At 68.8% G+C, this 13,462-nt stretch carries 15 protein-coding genes; all 15 read right to left on the bottom strand.

What is annotated here, in order from left to right:
- The coding region (locus ACY45C_RS05660; protein WP_462186594.1) for a DUF262 domain-containing protein at positions 1-278 on the bottom strand (278 nt) is incomplete at its 3' end.
- A 146-nt stretch (positions 279-424) separates the two neighbouring features.
- Entirely contained in the window at positions 425-769 is a 345-nt protein-coding gene (locus ACY45C_RS05655; RefSeq protein ID WP_462186593.1) for an antibiotic biosynthesis monooxygenase family protein, read from the bottom strand.
- Positions 770-771: 2 nt separating this feature from the next.
- The gene (locus ACY45C_RS05650) at positions 772-1,113 is read right to left on the bottom strand and encodes an antibiotic biosynthesis monooxygenase family protein (protein WP_462186592.1); all 342 of its coding nucleotides are present in this window, start codon (positions 1,111-1,113) and stop codon (positions 772-774) included.
- Positions 1,113-1,850, bottom strand: coding sequence for an SDR family NAD(P)-dependent oxidoreductase (locus ACY45C_RS05645; RefSeq protein ID WP_462186591.1), 738 nt, complete (start codon positions 1,848-1,850; stop codon positions 1,113-1,115). The genes ACY45C_RS05650 and ACY45C_RS05645 overlap by 1 nt, the downstream gene beginning before the upstream one ends.
- A 117-nt stretch (positions 1,851-1,967) precedes the next feature.
- Entirely contained in the window at positions 1,968-3,269 is a 1,302-nt protein-coding gene (locus tag ACY45C_RS05640; RefSeq protein ID WP_462186590.1) for a beta-ketoacyl synthase N-terminal-like domain-containing protein, read from the bottom strand.
- A complete protein-coding gene (locus ACY45C_RS05635; protein WP_462186589.1) occupies positions 3,266-4,573 on the bottom strand; it encodes a beta-ketoacyl-[acyl-carrier-protein] synthase family protein in 1,308 nt (435 codons plus the stop codon). The genes ACY45C_RS05640 and ACY45C_RS05635 overlap by 4 nt, the downstream gene beginning before the upstream one ends.
- Positions 4,570-5,004 (bottom strand): cupin domain-containing protein, encoded by a 435-nt coding sequence (locus ACY45C_RS05630; RefSeq protein WP_462186599.1) that lies wholly within the window; start codon positions 5,002-5,004, stop codon positions 4,570-4,572. The genes ACY45C_RS05635 and ACY45C_RS05630 overlap by 4 nt, the downstream gene beginning before the upstream one ends.
- A 59-nt stretch (positions 5,005-5,063) precedes the next feature.
- Positions 5,064-5,552, bottom strand: a complete 489-nt coding sequence (locus ACY45C_RS05625; protein ID WP_462186588.1) for an SRPBCC family protein — start codon at positions 5,550-5,552, stop codon at positions 5,064-5,066.
- A 51-nt stretch (positions 5,553-5,603) separates the two neighbouring features.
- Entirely contained in the window at positions 5,604-5,861 is a 258-nt protein-coding gene (locus ACY45C_RS05620; protein ID WP_462186587.1) for an acyl carrier protein, read from the bottom strand.
- Between the two features lie 181 nt (positions 5,862-6,042).
- Complete coding sequence (locus ACY45C_RS05615) at positions 6,043-6,351, bottom strand: TcmI family type II polyketide cyclase (protein WP_462186598.1); 309 nt, start codon at positions 6,349-6,351, stop codon at positions 6,043-6,045.
- Positions 6,352-7,109: 758 nt separating this feature from the next.
- The gene (locus ACY45C_RS05610) at positions 7,110-8,105 is read right to left on the bottom strand and encodes a LuxR C-terminal-related transcriptional regulator (RefSeq protein ID WP_462186586.1); all 996 of its coding nucleotides are present in this window, start codon (positions 8,103-8,105) and stop codon (positions 7,110-7,112) included.
- A 101-nt stretch (positions 8,106-8,206) separates the two neighbouring features.
- Complete coding sequence (locus ACY45C_RS05605) at positions 8,207-8,830, bottom strand: GTP-binding protein (RefSeq protein WP_462186585.1); 624 nt, start codon at positions 8,828-8,830, stop codon at positions 8,207-8,209.
- The gene (locus ACY45C_RS05600; RefSeq protein ID WP_462186584.1) at positions 8,811-9,182 is read right to left on the bottom strand and encodes a DUF742 domain-containing protein; all 372 of its coding nucleotides are present in this window, start codon (positions 9,180-9,182) and stop codon (positions 8,811-8,813) included. Before ACY45C_RS05600 ends, ACY45C_RS05605 begins: the two co-directional genes overlap by 20 nt.
- Positions 9,183-9,293: 111 nt before the next feature.
- Positions 9,294-9,713, bottom strand: coding sequence for a roadblock/LC7 domain-containing protein (locus tag ACY45C_RS05595; protein ID WP_462186583.1), 420 nt, complete (start codon positions 9,711-9,713; stop codon positions 9,294-9,296).
- Positions 9,713-12,736, bottom strand: a complete 3,024-nt coding sequence (locus ACY45C_RS05590) for a sensor histidine kinase (RefSeq protein ID WP_462186582.1) — start codon at positions 12,734-12,736, stop codon at positions 9,713-9,715. The genes ACY45C_RS05595 and ACY45C_RS05590 overlap by 1 nt, the downstream gene beginning before the upstream one ends.
- Positions 12,737-13,462: the final 726 nt, after the last annotated feature.

Below are 13,462 nucleotides of genomic sequence, written 5' to 3'. Positions count from 1 at the left end.
ATTTCGACTCCTAGGTCTGAACGAGCGTTCGCCGCTATCCTTATCGGGCCGATCTCCATAGTTCCAGCCGGGGGAGCCCGGCGCCAGAAGAGAAGTGTGCCGATCGGAAAACCCTTATAAATACTGTCAAAGAGCTTCTCGACATCGGACGACATCCAACGAAGCCCACGCTGGAATCGAGGAATCCGGATCTGGCCATGCCTGGCGTTATCCAGAAGCTCCTCAATCTTGAATCGCGCCGCGTCGGACCGGCGGGATGACTCGTCCACGCCCACCATGATATCCGTAGATCATCCGAAAGACGTTCTTCGTGGTCCACGTGCGTCAGCCCCACCGCCCGTTCGGGCGGTGGGGCTGACGCACGGCACAGCCGCGGCGACGATCGGTCCCCAGCCACCGGACCTCGACTACTGGACCTTGATGATCAATCCGTGAGATCGTCCCCGAAGGGCCCGTCCGGGCCGTACGCGGCGACCTCGATGTCAATCATTGGAGGGCGCTGCGGGTCCTGCAGGGGACGCAGCGGTGAGGTCGTCCCGCGGTGGTCCGCCCCCTGTTCCCACACGTTGAACTCGGCCATGCTCGCCCAGACGCTGACCACCGCGAACCGGGGCGGGTCCGCCGCCGACCGGTGCAGCGTGTTACCGAGCAGGCCAGGCGTGCCGACCAGCTTGAAGCTGATCTCGTGGTAAGCCCGCTCCACCGCGCCGGGATCGCCGGGCGGGTTAACCGCCCACAGCGTGACCCGAACCTTCGCCGGGCCGGCCACGGTCAGCTTCCCGCCGGAACGGTCAGGGAGGCCGTACCGGCCAGCTGGGCGACGACGGTACCGGTGACCATCGAGCTGCTGGCGCGCAGCGGGTGCAGCGCCTTGCGGTGCACCAGGTGACGCTCGCTGTGCTCGAACTCGCGGAACTGCTCCTCGTCAACCCAGTCACTGACGATGTAGTACGTGCTCGGCTCGTCCTCCGAGCGGATCAGCCACTGCCCGAGGTTCGCCGGGTGCGAGGTGACCGCGTCGCCGATCCGCAGCCAGGTCTGCTCGAACTCGACCTCCCGGCCGGGGTGGATCCGCATTGTCAGCATGATCCGAAAAGGCGGGGTCGAGGCCATCAGATGCCTCCGTCCACGGCAAAGGTGGCGCCGTTGACGTAGGACGACACGTCGCTGGCCAGGAACAGGACGACCGCGGCGACCTCCTCGGCCGTCCCGATGCGTCCCAGCGGGATGCGGTTGGTGTAGGCCGCCTTGACGGCCGGGTCGATGCCCTCGGCATGGTGGGTCTCGATGACTCCTGGGGAGACCAGGTTCACCCGGATGCCGCGGACACCGAGCTCCTTGGACAGCGAGCGGGTCAGTCCGATCAGGCCGGTCTTCGCCGCGGTGTAGTGGGCCCGCAGCGGCAGACCGACCACCCCGGAGCCGGACCCGATGTTGATCACCGAGCCGGAGTCCCCCAGCAGCGGCAACGCGCCCTGCGTGACGAGGTGAGTGGCGGTGAGGTTGGTGGTCAGCACCTGCGTCCACTCGTCCAGGGGCAGCTGCGCGTAGGGGATGTGGCTGATCGTGCCGACGTTGTTCACGACGATGTCGAGGCCGCCCAGGTGGGTGCCGGTGGCCTCGACGAGCTCGGTGATCTGGCCCGGATCGGCGACGTCGGCCTGGACGAGCAGATGGTCGCCGCCGGTGTCCTTGAGTTCGCGGCGCAGGCTCTCGGCATCCTCGGTCTGGCGCTGGTGGCCGGCAACGACCGTCGCACCGGCTCGGGCGAGGCCGAGCACCACGGCCCGTCCGATGCCGCGGGTACCGCCGGTAACCAGGGCGCGTCGCCCGGCCAGGTCTGAGAACATCGCTGACTGTCTCCTGTGTCGAGGTGTCGGCTGCCGAGGGGTCGGCTGCCGAGGGGTCGTGAGGTGAGGGGTCGTGAGGTGAGCGGGCAGGGGCAGGCGGTACGGGTGGGTACGCCCTCAGCGGGGACCGACGGCGCGAACCACGAGGCTGCTGTTGAAACCGCCGTAGCCACGGGCGTTCACCAGCGCCACCCGCACGGGTGCACGCCGGGGCGTACGCACGAGGTCGAGCCCATGGGCCGGATCGGGGGTGTCGAGGTTGCCCACCGCCGGGATGACCCCGTCCCGGATGGACAGCAACGCCGCGGCCACCGTCAACGCCGAGCCGCCGGCGAGGAGCCGGCCGACGAAGCCCTGCGGCGCCGTCACCGGGACCGTCCGGGCGCCGAAGACCGCGCGGATCGCCGCCGCCTCCTGGGCATCGAGGTCCGGTGAACCTGCGCCGTCCGCGAAGACGACATCGACGTCGTCCGGGGTGAGGCCGGCGTCGCGCAGGGCCCGGCGCATCGCGGTGGCGAGCCAGCGCACGTCCGGGGCGGGGCGTTCGTGGTGGGCGGCGTCGTGCGTCGCGGCGTAGCCGGCGATCTCGCCGTAGACGTGCGGGGCTCCCCGGGCGGCGGCGGCGGCCGGATCCTCGAGCACGAGCGTCGCGCCACCCTCACCGGGCAGGTAACCGTTCGCCCGGACGTCGAACGGCTTGTAGCCGTCCGCAGCAACGGTCGCGGTGCTGACCCGGCCGCTGGACAGATGGCCGATGATCGCATAGGGCGTCAGGCTCGCCTCGGCCCCCCCGGCGAGCACCGTCGGCGTGCCGCGGCGGATAATCCGCCGGGCCTGGGCGAGGCTGTCGATTCCGCCGGCACCGTCACTGACCAGGACCCCCGACGGCCCCTTCAGACCATACCGGATCGAGGTCTGCCCGGTCGTCGCCGCGTAGAACCAGGCGATCGACTGATAGACGCTCACCGCGGTGCGGCCCCGGGTCCACAGCCGTCCCAGCTCGCGCTGTCCGATGTCGGCACCGCCCGACCCGCTGCCGAACACCACCGAGGTCGCATACGGATCGTGCGCGGCGGGGTCGTAGCGCGCATCGGCCATGGCGAGGCGCGACGCGGCCATCCCGAACCAGGTCCACCGGTCGGTCTGGACGATGTACCGCTTGTCGACGTGGTCCTCCACCGCGAAACCGGCGACCTCTCCAGCGAGGGTGGCGTCGTACCAGGTGGTGTCGAACCGGCTGATCGGCGCGATCTTCAACTCGCCGCGCAGGGTCGACGCCCAGTACTCCTCCGTCCCGATGCCGCTGGGCGCGAGGACGCCGAGCCCGGTGACGACCGGCCGGACCGGGGCCTGCGGCGAACCGTCCCGGTGGGCGGGCCCCGCGGCCGTCGCGGCGGAGGCCTCCACGGCGGCGTTCATCGCGTCGGGGCGGCGAGGACGATCGCCGACTGGAAGCCACCGAAACCACTGCCGACTGACAGGGCCACGTCGACAGCGTGGTCCCGGGCGATGTTCGGGACGTAGTCGAGATCGCACTCGGGGTCGCGGGTGGTCCAGTTGGCGGTGGGGGGGATGACGTCGTTCTCGATCGCCAGGGCGCAGGCAGCGATCTCGATCGACCCGATCGCGCCCAGCGAGTGCCCGATCATCGACTTGATCGAGCTGACCGGGATGTCATACGCCCGCTGTCCCAGCGAACGTTTGAAGGCGGCCGTCTCGTGCCGATCGTTCTGCTTGGTGCCCGATCCGTGCGCGTTGATGTAGTCGATGTCGTCGGCTCCGACCCGCGCCGCGTCCATCGCGACCCGGATCGCCTCGGCCATCTCGACCCCGTCGGGGCGCAGTCCGGTCATGTGGAACGCGTTCGAGCGCGAGGCGTACCCACCCACCTCGCAGTAGATGTGCGCACCGCGCGACCGGGCGGCGGTGAGCTCCTCCAGGATGAGGACGGCGCAGCCCTCCCCCATCACGAAGCCATCCCGGCTGGCGTCGAAGGGACGGGAGGCGTGTTCGGGGTCGTCGTTGCGGGCCGTCGTCGCGCGGATCGCGTCGAAGGACGCCATCGAGATCGGGGAGATCGGCGCGTCGGAGGCACCGGCGATGACAATGTCGGCCTCGCCGTCGACGACGAGCTGATGGCCGTAGCCGACCGCGTCGATGCCCGAGGTGCAGCCGGTGGAGACCACGAAGGCGGGGCCGTGTGTGCCGAACCGGCAGGCCAGTTCGGTGGCCAGGCAGCTCGGCACCATCGCGTGGTAGAGGAACGAGCTGGCGTACCGGGGATCAACCTCCCAGTCCCGCCCGCTGTCGGAGACCTCGACGTACTCGTTCTCCAGGCGAGTGGTCGCGCCCACCGCGCTGCCGATGCTGACGCCGACGATCGGGCCGTCCCCGGAACCGTCCCCGGCATCACCGCCGTCCCCGCCATCACCGCCGCCCCGCAGGTCCAGGCCGCTGTCCTCGACCGCCTCCAACGCCGCGGCCAAGCCGAACTGCACGAACCGGTCGTTACGCGCAATCTCCCGGGCGGTCAGGCCGGCCGCCGCCGGGTCGAAGTCGCACTCGGCGGCCACCTGGGAACGGAACTGGGTCGGGTCGAAGAACGACAGTCGCCGCGTCGCGGTACGGCCGTCGGTCAGCAGGGTCCAGAACTCCTTGCGGTTGACCCCGCCGGGGGCGACCACCCCGATCCCGGTGACCGCTGTCCGTCTTGGTCCGCTCACTGTCCGGACCCGTGGGGCAAGGCGTCGACGGTGGGTGCCGACGGGGCGACCGGGGCGACCGGGACGTGCGGGGCGTCCGGGTCTAACGGTACCTCGGTGTCGACGTGGCCGAGATCGGGCCGGGGTGCCAGCGGGCTGAGGTGAAAGACGAGGAAGGCGGTCTCCTCGCCGGTGTTGACGACGCGGTGGCGCATCCCGATCGGGATGCACACCCCGTGGTCGGCCGGCAGGTCCTGGTACTGACCGTCCAGTCGGGCGGTCACAATGCCGCGCACGCAGTAGAGGAACTCCTCCGAGTAGGGGTGCAGGTGTTCGGTCACCACCTCACCCGGCTGAAGGGTCAGGGTGCCGAAAAAACCCGAGGTCGAACCCACGGTCACCGGGGAGAGCAGCGTGCGGACGTCACCGCCGCGCCGACGGTTGGGGGTCATGTCGTGAATGCAGAGAACCTTCGGAATCGCTGTCACGGAAGTCACCGGTCTCGTTCTCCTCAGACTTGTTCCGGCAGCGCGAGGGAGACCGGGGGCAGCTCGGCGGCGGCCCGCTCGACCTTCTCCCGGATCACCGACATCTCGCGGGCGGTGTTGGTGTTGATGCGGTTGGTCATCTGCTCGTCGTTCACCGGCGCCGACGGGCGCATGTGGAAGTCCTGCACCCAGCGCATGCGGGTGCCGGTGCCCTCCGGCGTGTAGCTCCAGTGGATGTGCATGTACTCGAACGGGCCGGTCTCGACGCGGTACGCGCGCACCTGCCGGGTGGCCGGGTCGAGTGTCCGCTCGGACACCCAACTCCACGCCGTCCCGTTCTCGTCGGGATGCATGGTCAGGCGAAACTTGAAGGTGTTCTCGTGGTGCTCAAGAATGTCTACCGAGGCGTATTCGGTAAAGAGGTCCGGCCAGGATTTCAGATCGTTGGTGATGGTCCAGACGGTTTCAATGTCGGCATCGATGAAAATCGAGTTGTCAGTGTGCCCGCTCACGTCGGCTCCGGTCGACCTGGAAGGTAGGGGACGTGGAAACTAACGGCGGATTCAGACCGTCTCGTGCTGGTCGAAAGCCGCGTTCACCGTGGCCAGGATCTCGGCGAGGGTCCAGCTCTCCGGCAGCTCGGCCGGGAGGTCCACCCCGAAGGTCCCGGCCACCTCTGCCGAGAGCTGGAGGTAGGCGAGCGAGTCGAGGCCGATGTCGATGAAGGTCACGTCCAGGTCCGTCGGCCGCTCGTCCGAGGGCAGACCGGCCTGTTCGACCAGGAAGTCAAGCAGGGCATCGGCCGACCATTGCCGGGGCATGTCGTACTCCCTTTTTCATTTTCGGGTTTCGGGGTTCACATGAAAAACTGGGCGTACCTGTGGGCGGAATCGAGGACGCAGTCGCTGATGACCGGCCGCGGCCGCAGCCGGCGGGCCCGGTACTCTGGCGGTGTACAGGAGCCCGGCCGTGTATCAGGAGCCCGGTGGTGTACCGGGGGGCTCAGCCGGCCGTCCACGAATAGAAACTCTGCGCCATCGCGTCCCCGGGGGTGCGCCAGGTCTCCGGGTCGTAGGCGGAGACGTATTTCCCGAGCTTTTTGCTCACGTCGACGAACAGCGGATGCTCATGGACGTTCTCGACGGTGTTCCTGACGTTAGTCGGAGCCTCGATCAGATGAAAGTAAAGGCCATGGAAGTGAAACAGGTCACGCCTGGTCACACCCACGATTCCGGGTAGTTCTCCGGCATCGGACTCGGCGAAGGCCGCCGCGATGGCGGGAGCGTCGGCAGGGTTCATCCTGGCCACGATGAGAGTCCGGTGTGACTGGCCTCCGGACGGCGTGGCGGGGTTCTGCGGACCGGTAACCGAGGGACCGGTGGCTGAGGGCACGAGAATCTCCTCGACATGTTCTTGGGAAACGTGTGTTTGACCCCAGGCAAGCACGGGTACCGCGTGCATGGCAAGCACGGGTACCGTGTGCATGGGCAGCTGGGCGGACCGGCCCTGACGGACCGACCTCGGCACCTTGCGCCGCGTTACAGGTGACAGGGGGAATCCGCCGACGAACATGAAGCCAGGCAGGAGTGACCGGTGCGCGACCACCGCTTCCCATCCGGCAACCCTTCTGAGGCAGCCCAGCGACCCTTCTGAAGCAGCCAGCCTTTCTGAAGCAGTCAGCTTCTTTGACTCATCGAGAGCATGGGGCCACACGGCGCGGCTGTCCTGGATTTCCCCTGGCAGCAAGTTGCCCTGGCAGTCAAACGCCAACTGAAACACACAAGAAGAACAACGTGGCTACAACCACCGTGAGCGGGCTTCCCGGTGCCCGGGGGTGGTCGATACGCCACCGGAGGAGAGCCGGGATCTCGATCTCGTGGGAACCACGTCGTCCACGCTCGGCCTCGGCCTGGTCGAGTATGGTGTTCTCTGGTCGGGGAGCCGGGGCCTCGTCTGGCCGACGTCGGCCGCTCTCACCTGACCGGGACTATCGCCGGAGGGCCGCCGCGGCGCGGAAGCCGGCTGTTCGGAGCCAGATGTTCAGAGCCAGATGCTCAGAACCGGCCCGTTCAGAGCCAGCCGCGTTGCGCGGCGAGGGTACCCGCCTGGAACCGGCTACGGGCGTTCAACCGTGCCATCAGATCGGCGATCATGCGACGCACGGTGCGGACGGAGACGCCCAGGTGGCGCGCGGCCGCCTCGTCCTTCATGCCGAGGCTGAGCAGACGCAGCAGCAGCCGTTCGGTGTCGCTCGGCGCGTCGTCACCGTCCCCGGGAGCGGCTATCGCCTCGCTGCTCAGCGGTTCGGCGGCCTCCCAGACCTGTTCGAACAGGGTGAGCAGCAGGGCGGTCAGCTCCGGGGTGCGCACGAGCAGGGTCTGGCCGGTCGCGAACCCCCGGCCCAGTCGGACCAGGCCGATCCGCCCGTCGACCGCGGTGGCGTCCAGTCGGGGATCGTCGATCATCCGGGCGTCCAGGCCATGCGCCGCCACGGTCCGCACATAGCCGGCGCCGAGCTCGTCCAGGCGCATCGACCGGGGCAGGACGCTGCGCATCACCACGCCACGCCGCAACGCGCGCAGTTCGACCGGCATCACCTCGCGAGTCAGGGCCGAGGACCACTCGCGCCGGGTGTGCAGCGCGAGCACCTCCCGCTCGGCTCGCCCGACGATCGCGAGCAGCTCCGCACGGGCCTGGTCGGCGCCGTCTATCCGCCTTACCTCGACGGTGTCCCCGCCGGGACGGCTCTCCAGGTAGTCCGAGACGAAGGAGCTGATCTGCGCCCGGGCCAGGAGCAGCCGCTCATGGCGACGGATCAGCTGCTCGTGCTGCGCCTGGAGCAGGTGGTCGAGCCCGGCTTCGGGATGCACCGCGACGTAGTGACCGGCCCGTTCGCGCGAGGGCAGCAGCAGACCCAGCTCGACCAGACGATCACGCGCCCGCCCCGCGGCGACCAGCGGCTCGCCGAGCATCTCCGCCACCTCGGGCACGCTCAGGACCTCGTGGCACAGCCACAGCCGATAGGCGGCCAGGGTGACCTCATCGATACCGAAGAGATCGAGCACCTTCCCCTTCCTCGGAGCAGGATCGGGACGTGGCCGACGGACGCCGACCGGACCAGTCGTGCCCACCGGACCAGTCGTGCCCACCGGACCGACGCGGCCGCTCACCCCGACCGCTGGGGCAGGCCCGACCGGGACGCCTCCGCGGACACCACGTCGAGGGCGTGGCGGACCAGCGACACCAGGGACTGCCGGACCGACTCCCGCTGCCGGGCGTCGCAGAACACCACCGGACGGCGCGGATCGAGGTCCAACGCCGCCCGGACGTCCTCCGCCCGGTACTCCCGCGCACCGTCGAACCGGTTCAGCGCGATGAGGAACGGGATGTCGCGCTCCTCGAAGTAGTCGATGGCCGGAAAGGAGTCGGCCAGCCGCCGCGTGTCCACCAGGACCACCGCGCCGATCGCGCCGAGGACGAGCTCATCCCACATGAACCAGAACCGGTCCTGGCCCGGGGTGCCGAAAAGGTAGAGAATAATGCTATCGAGAAGCGTGATCCGACCGAAGTCCATCGCGACCGTGGTCGTCGTCTTCGAGCCGACCGCGCTGGTGTCGTCGATCCCTATGCTTGCGGCCGTCATCGCGGCCTCCGTGGTGAGGGGCTGAATTTCGCTCACCGAACCGACGAACGTCGTCTTCCCGACTCCGAACCCGCCGGCGATGATGATTTTTACCGGATGCGGCGGCGCCGTTTCCGGCGACCCCGTCCTAGAGGGCCTGTAGTCCATCGAGCACCTTTTCGATGAGGGCAATGGAAGGGCGGTCGGAGGGTCGGGCCGGTCGGGTCACGGTTACCAGGCCGGCGTCGAGCATGTCGCCGACGAGGACCCGCGCGACCCCGACCGGCAGATTCAGCCGAGCGGAGATCTCCACGATCGACTGCACGCGTTGGCAGAGCAGCGCGATGGCGCGCTGCTCATGCTCCAGCGTCCGCATCATCAGCCGGCCGTTGGGCGTGGTGGTCACCAACGCGACCAGCTCCAACGTCTGGTTCGTCGGCCGTGTCCGGCCCCCGGTGACAGCGTAGGGGCGGACGACCGGACCAGCCTCTTCGTCGAACCATTCGTCATCGCGCGGCATATCCGGTCCTCCTGCCTTGAGAATTCTGCTGTCATCCGGTCGGTGATGGCGCAGGGGGCGACCGGCTGACCCACCAACCGATCGGACCCCCACCCGATCGCCGGGCCGAGGTCAGAGTGGCAGCGCGGACTGCATCTGAGCCCGGAGTTCCGGGGTGAGGAAGTCGCCGACCCGGGTCACCAGCAGCGCCATCTCGTAGGCGATGAGACCGATGTCCGCGCCGGGGCTGCTGAGAATGGCCAGGCACGATCCGTCCCCCACCGCGGTGACGAACAGGAATCCCTCGTCCATCTCGACAATGGTCTGCCGAACGTTTCCACCCCCGAAGAAACGACCCGCGCCGCGCGCCAGGCTGTTGAATCCGGAGGCTACCGCGGCCAGTTGATCGGCGGTCGCCCGGTCCATCCCGTACGAGGCGGCGAGCAACAACCCGTCGGAGGAAAGCGCAATCACATAGGTGACTTCGGGCACCTTCTTGACGAGGTTGTTGAGCAACCAGCTCATGTTCTCGGACGGCCCCAGCGGACGCATCAGGTCACCTTTCCTACATCGTCACCGTCGTTCGAAACCTGGCCGTCCGCCAGACCACGACCAAAGTTGTTCTGGAAGGACGACATCATACTGCGGATCTCTTCCGGGCTCCGTTGCGCGGCGAGCATTCCGGAACTCTCCTCGGGAATGTCCCGGCGAAGCTGCGGCGCGAGACTGGCCCGCCGGGTGCGCTTGGGCAGGCCCACCTCGGTGAAACTGACGGGCGGCTGGCCGTCCGCGCCGGGCCCGGCCGACTCGGCGGACTCGTCTGAACGGGCCGAAGGCGCCGGGCGTCCGAGGGGGACGACCGTCTGGCCCATGGCGGGGGCGTCCTCGCGGTGGAATCCCCCGGAGTACCCCACCGGCCGGCCCAGCGGTGAGGTGAACGGATCGGTTCGGGTGGCCTCCCCCGGGTCGGCGGAGCCGAGGTCACCACCGCGCGACCGCTCCCTGGCCATGGGGCTGTCACCGAACAGCGAGGTGACACGGCCGCCGGGTCCGCCGTCGCCGCCATAGCCGGAGCCGGGCGCACCGTTGTGGCCACCCGGACCGGGGACGTCCCGTCCGTCCCGGAGGGGCCCATCCCGGAAGGGTTCCTCCGGGAAGGGTTCGTCCCGGAAAGATTCGTCCTGCCCCGGACGGGCCGGCGGGCCGTCGGGGTCGTCCAACCCGGGCGTCTGGGGGTGGTCCGGGACAGCCTGGTGGGGCTGGTCCCCCGCGGCCCTGCGGCCGCCACGCGAACGGCGCGACGGCAGCGGCGGGGGGGTACCGAAGCCGCGGGAGCCGGGCTCCTCGCCCGGCCCGCTGTCCGGGTCGGAACGCGGGGTCAAGGGACGCGGCGGAGCGTCCGAACGCCTGCCGTTGGAACGGTGCCGCGGGCGGTCGGCGACGAACCAGCTCGATCGCACCGTGGCGAAGACCGGCAGATCGTCGATGAGCGTTTCGTCCTGACCGTGCGCAGCCGCGGCCGCGTCCTCGGAGAGCGCGGGGGGACCGGCGAGGTCGCCGTCCGCGTCCACCAGCGACCCGCGGAACCGGTCCTCGTCGATGGCCGGGCCGTCGAGAGCCGGAACCCGCGTCATGGCAAGCGGCGGGGCGATCTGCGTGGGCTCCGGCCGGGCCTCCCCGTCGGGGTCGACCTGCCGCAGCAGCGTGGTCGGCACCAGGACGATCGCCATCGTGCCGCCATACGGCGAGGACCGCAGCTTCACCGAGATGGAATGCCGCTCGGCGAGCCGACCGACAACGAACAGGCCGAGACGCTCGCTGGTCGACAGGTCGAAGGGGGGCGGGTTGGCCAGCCGCTCGTTCACGGCGTCGAACTCCTCCGGACTCATGCCCAGCCCGCGGTCCTCGATCTCGATCACGAAGCCGTTCGACACCTCGTGCCCGGAGACATGCACCGGCGTGTGGGGCGGGGAGAAGGAGGTGGCGTTCTCGATCAGCTCGGCGAGCATGTGGATGACGTCACCGACGGCGTGACCGCTGATGGCCCCTCCGTCGATCGACATCACCTGGACCCGGGTGTAGTCCTCCACCTCGGCGACGGCGCCACGGACGACGTCCTTGACCGGGACAGGCCGGCGCCAACCACGGGCTGGCTTGGAGCCGGACAGCACGATGAGGTCCTCGGCGTGCCGGCGCATACGGGTGGCGAGGTGGTCGAGACGGAAGAGCTCCTCCAGCTCGTCCGGGTCGGTCTCCTTGCGCTCCAAGGCGTCGATCACCTTGAGCTGGCGGTGAATGAGTGCCTGGCTGCGGCGGGCGAGGTTGAGGAACGTGTCCCCGATACTCTTGCGCATCGCGGCCTGCTCCACCGCGGTCCGCACGGCCACCGCGTGCACGGTGCCAAACGCCTCGGCGAGCTGACCGATCTCGTCCTTGCTCCGGACCTCGACCGGGAATTCCTCCTCGGCCACGTCCACCGGCGACCCGCGGTGCAGACGGTCGACGACTCCGGGCAGCCGCTCGTTCGCGACTTCGAGGGCGCCACGGCGCAGTCGGCGTAGGTCCCGGATCATCGGGCTCGCCACCAGGAGAGAAATCACCACCGACACCACGAGCACCAGCGCCACGCCGATACCGCTGACAAGCGCGTCTCGGGTGGCCGAACTGGCGATGTTCGCGCTGGCCGTCCCGAGATCGGCCGCGACCCGGCGTTCGACCTGCCGCATCGCATTGATCTTCGCGTCGGAGGCCTGCAGCCAGATCTGCGGGGTAACGGTCAGCGGCTGGCCGTTCTGTACGGCGTTAACCGTGCCGTCACGCAATGTCCCGGCGGCCGAGATCGTCCGGCCGACCGTCACGTTGTAGAATTCCTGCTCGTCCGCCGTGGCCGTGGTGCGGAACTGGGCCAGCCAGGCATCCTCCGCCCCGGTCCTGGTCTGGATCTCCCGCAGCGTGGCCACATCTGTCTGCTGGAGGAGGATCACGCGGACGACGGCGCCGCGTTGGTGGGCGACCTGCTCCTTGGCCTGCGCGATACTCACCAGTGCGGTGGCACCGTTGACCAACGAGGTGTTACGGCTTCCGGCCGCCACCTGGGCGTTGAGAGCGAGGAGGTCGTCCACGGCACCCAAATAGAAAGCAATGTTCTGGTCCACCTGCGCCTGGTGCGCGTCGATCGCCTTACGCTGCGCCGGGAGCTTGCCGAGGCGTTCCAAGATCGACACGAGCGTGGTCGCCAGGGTGTCACGACCCGCCGCGGGCAGCGCCGCCTCACCGGCCCGATAGACGGCCAGGGCCTGGTCCACCGGGCCGCGGGCGGCGAGCGCCGCCTGCCCCTGAGCGACGGCCATGTAGTTGGAACCGACATAGGAGTTCGTGGCGTACCGCTCGACCTGCAGGGCCTGGACCAGATCGTTGCTTTTGATCGAGAAGTCGGCGAGTGCCTTGATGCGGTTGGCGACCCGCACGTTGTCGACGTTCCCCCGCACCTGTATCGCGCTCAGTACCGCGAGCGCAGCCAGGGGGACGACGAGAATCACCACTAGCTTCGAGCGGATGGGCCAATTCTGGAGCATCCGGTCCTCTCGTCCGGCACCCGGGAGTCGAGTGCCTCGTGTGCGGGGGGGTGAGTAGTCGAGTTCCATCGGGACATGTCACCGGAAGACCACAGATGACAACACCGGGCCGGCGCATTGGAGTAGGCGGTCCGGGCATCGGGGGAATGTTCCGGGGGCGCGGACAACTGTAGCGGGTGAAGAACTAGCCCGGTCGGGGGCACCCGTCTTCAACGCAAAAGGATGGCGAGGTAGCACCGAGTGACGGACATTCGCGAGCGCGCAACGCGCAACCGGAACCCGCCCCCGAGTTACATGAGCGCAGTCCGGAGCAAACAACGGCGATGCGCACGAACCAGCACTGACGGGCAGCAGTCAGCGCTAACTGGCACAGATCCTCCGCGGCCACGAAGGCCCCGATCAACCGGCCGCACCGCGCTCGACAACGCAAGCACATCACATGTTGGCATGTTGCCGAAAGAACATCGCACGATCCGAGGCCACACAGATCGCACCCTCGCGGCCCACCCGACCCCCGCCCGGGCTGCAGCTCCCGCCTCGTGCCAGACCATGGAAAGTGGTCCCATTGCGGACATTGCAGACGTTGTAGACATTGCAGACATCCGGGGGCGGGAATTGGGGCACCCGGCCCCACCGGTTCACCCCCGTCGGCGATTGCCGATCAGGCGTTGGCGATTGCCGATCGGGCCCTACCCGGTCCGCCAAAGCTTCAATCACTCCACAGCC

This window comes from Frankia sp. CcWB2, from assembly GCF_977927585.1.
Note: the sequence above shows the minus strand (reverse complement) of the source record. Positions and strands in the feature narration are given on the sequence as shown.

Coding starts and splice junctions, on each gene's coding strand:
- ACY45C_RS05650 (WP_462186592.1), bottom strand. CDS start 1,113: ATGGCCTCGACCCCGCCTTTTCGGATCATGCTGACAATGCGGATCCAC.
- ACY45C_RS05605 (WP_462186585.1), bottom strand. CDS start 8,830: ATGGACTACAGGCCCTCTAGGACGGGGTCGCCGGAAACGGCGCCGCCG.
- ACY45C_RS05620 (WP_462186587.1), bottom strand. CDS start 5,861: ATGCCCCGGCAATGGTCGGCCGATGCCCTGCTTGACTTCCTGGTCGAA.
- ACY45C_RS05640 (WP_462186590.1), bottom strand. CDS start 3,269: ATGAACGCCGCCGTGGAGGCCTCCGCCGCGACGGCCGCGGGGCCCGCC.
- ACY45C_RS05645 (WP_462186591.1), bottom strand. CDS start 1,850: ATGTTCTCAGACCTGGCCGGGCGACGCGCCCTGGTTACCGGCGGTACC.
- ACY45C_RS05590 (WP_462186582.1), bottom strand. CDS start 12,736: ATGCTCCAGAATTGGCCCATCCGCTCGAAGCTAGTGGTGATTCTCGTC.
- ACY45C_RS05595 (WP_462186583.1), bottom strand. CDS start 9,713: ATGCGTCCGCTGGGGCCGTCCGAGAACATGAGCTGGTTGCTCAACAAC.
- ACY45C_RS05630 (WP_462186599.1), bottom strand. CDS start 5,004: ATGACCCCCAACCGTCGGCGCGGCGGTGACGTCCGCACGCTGCTCTCC.
- ACY45C_RS05600 (WP_462186584.1), bottom strand. CDS start 9,182: ATGCCGCGCGATGACGAATGGTTCGACGAAGAGGCTGGTCCGGTCGTC.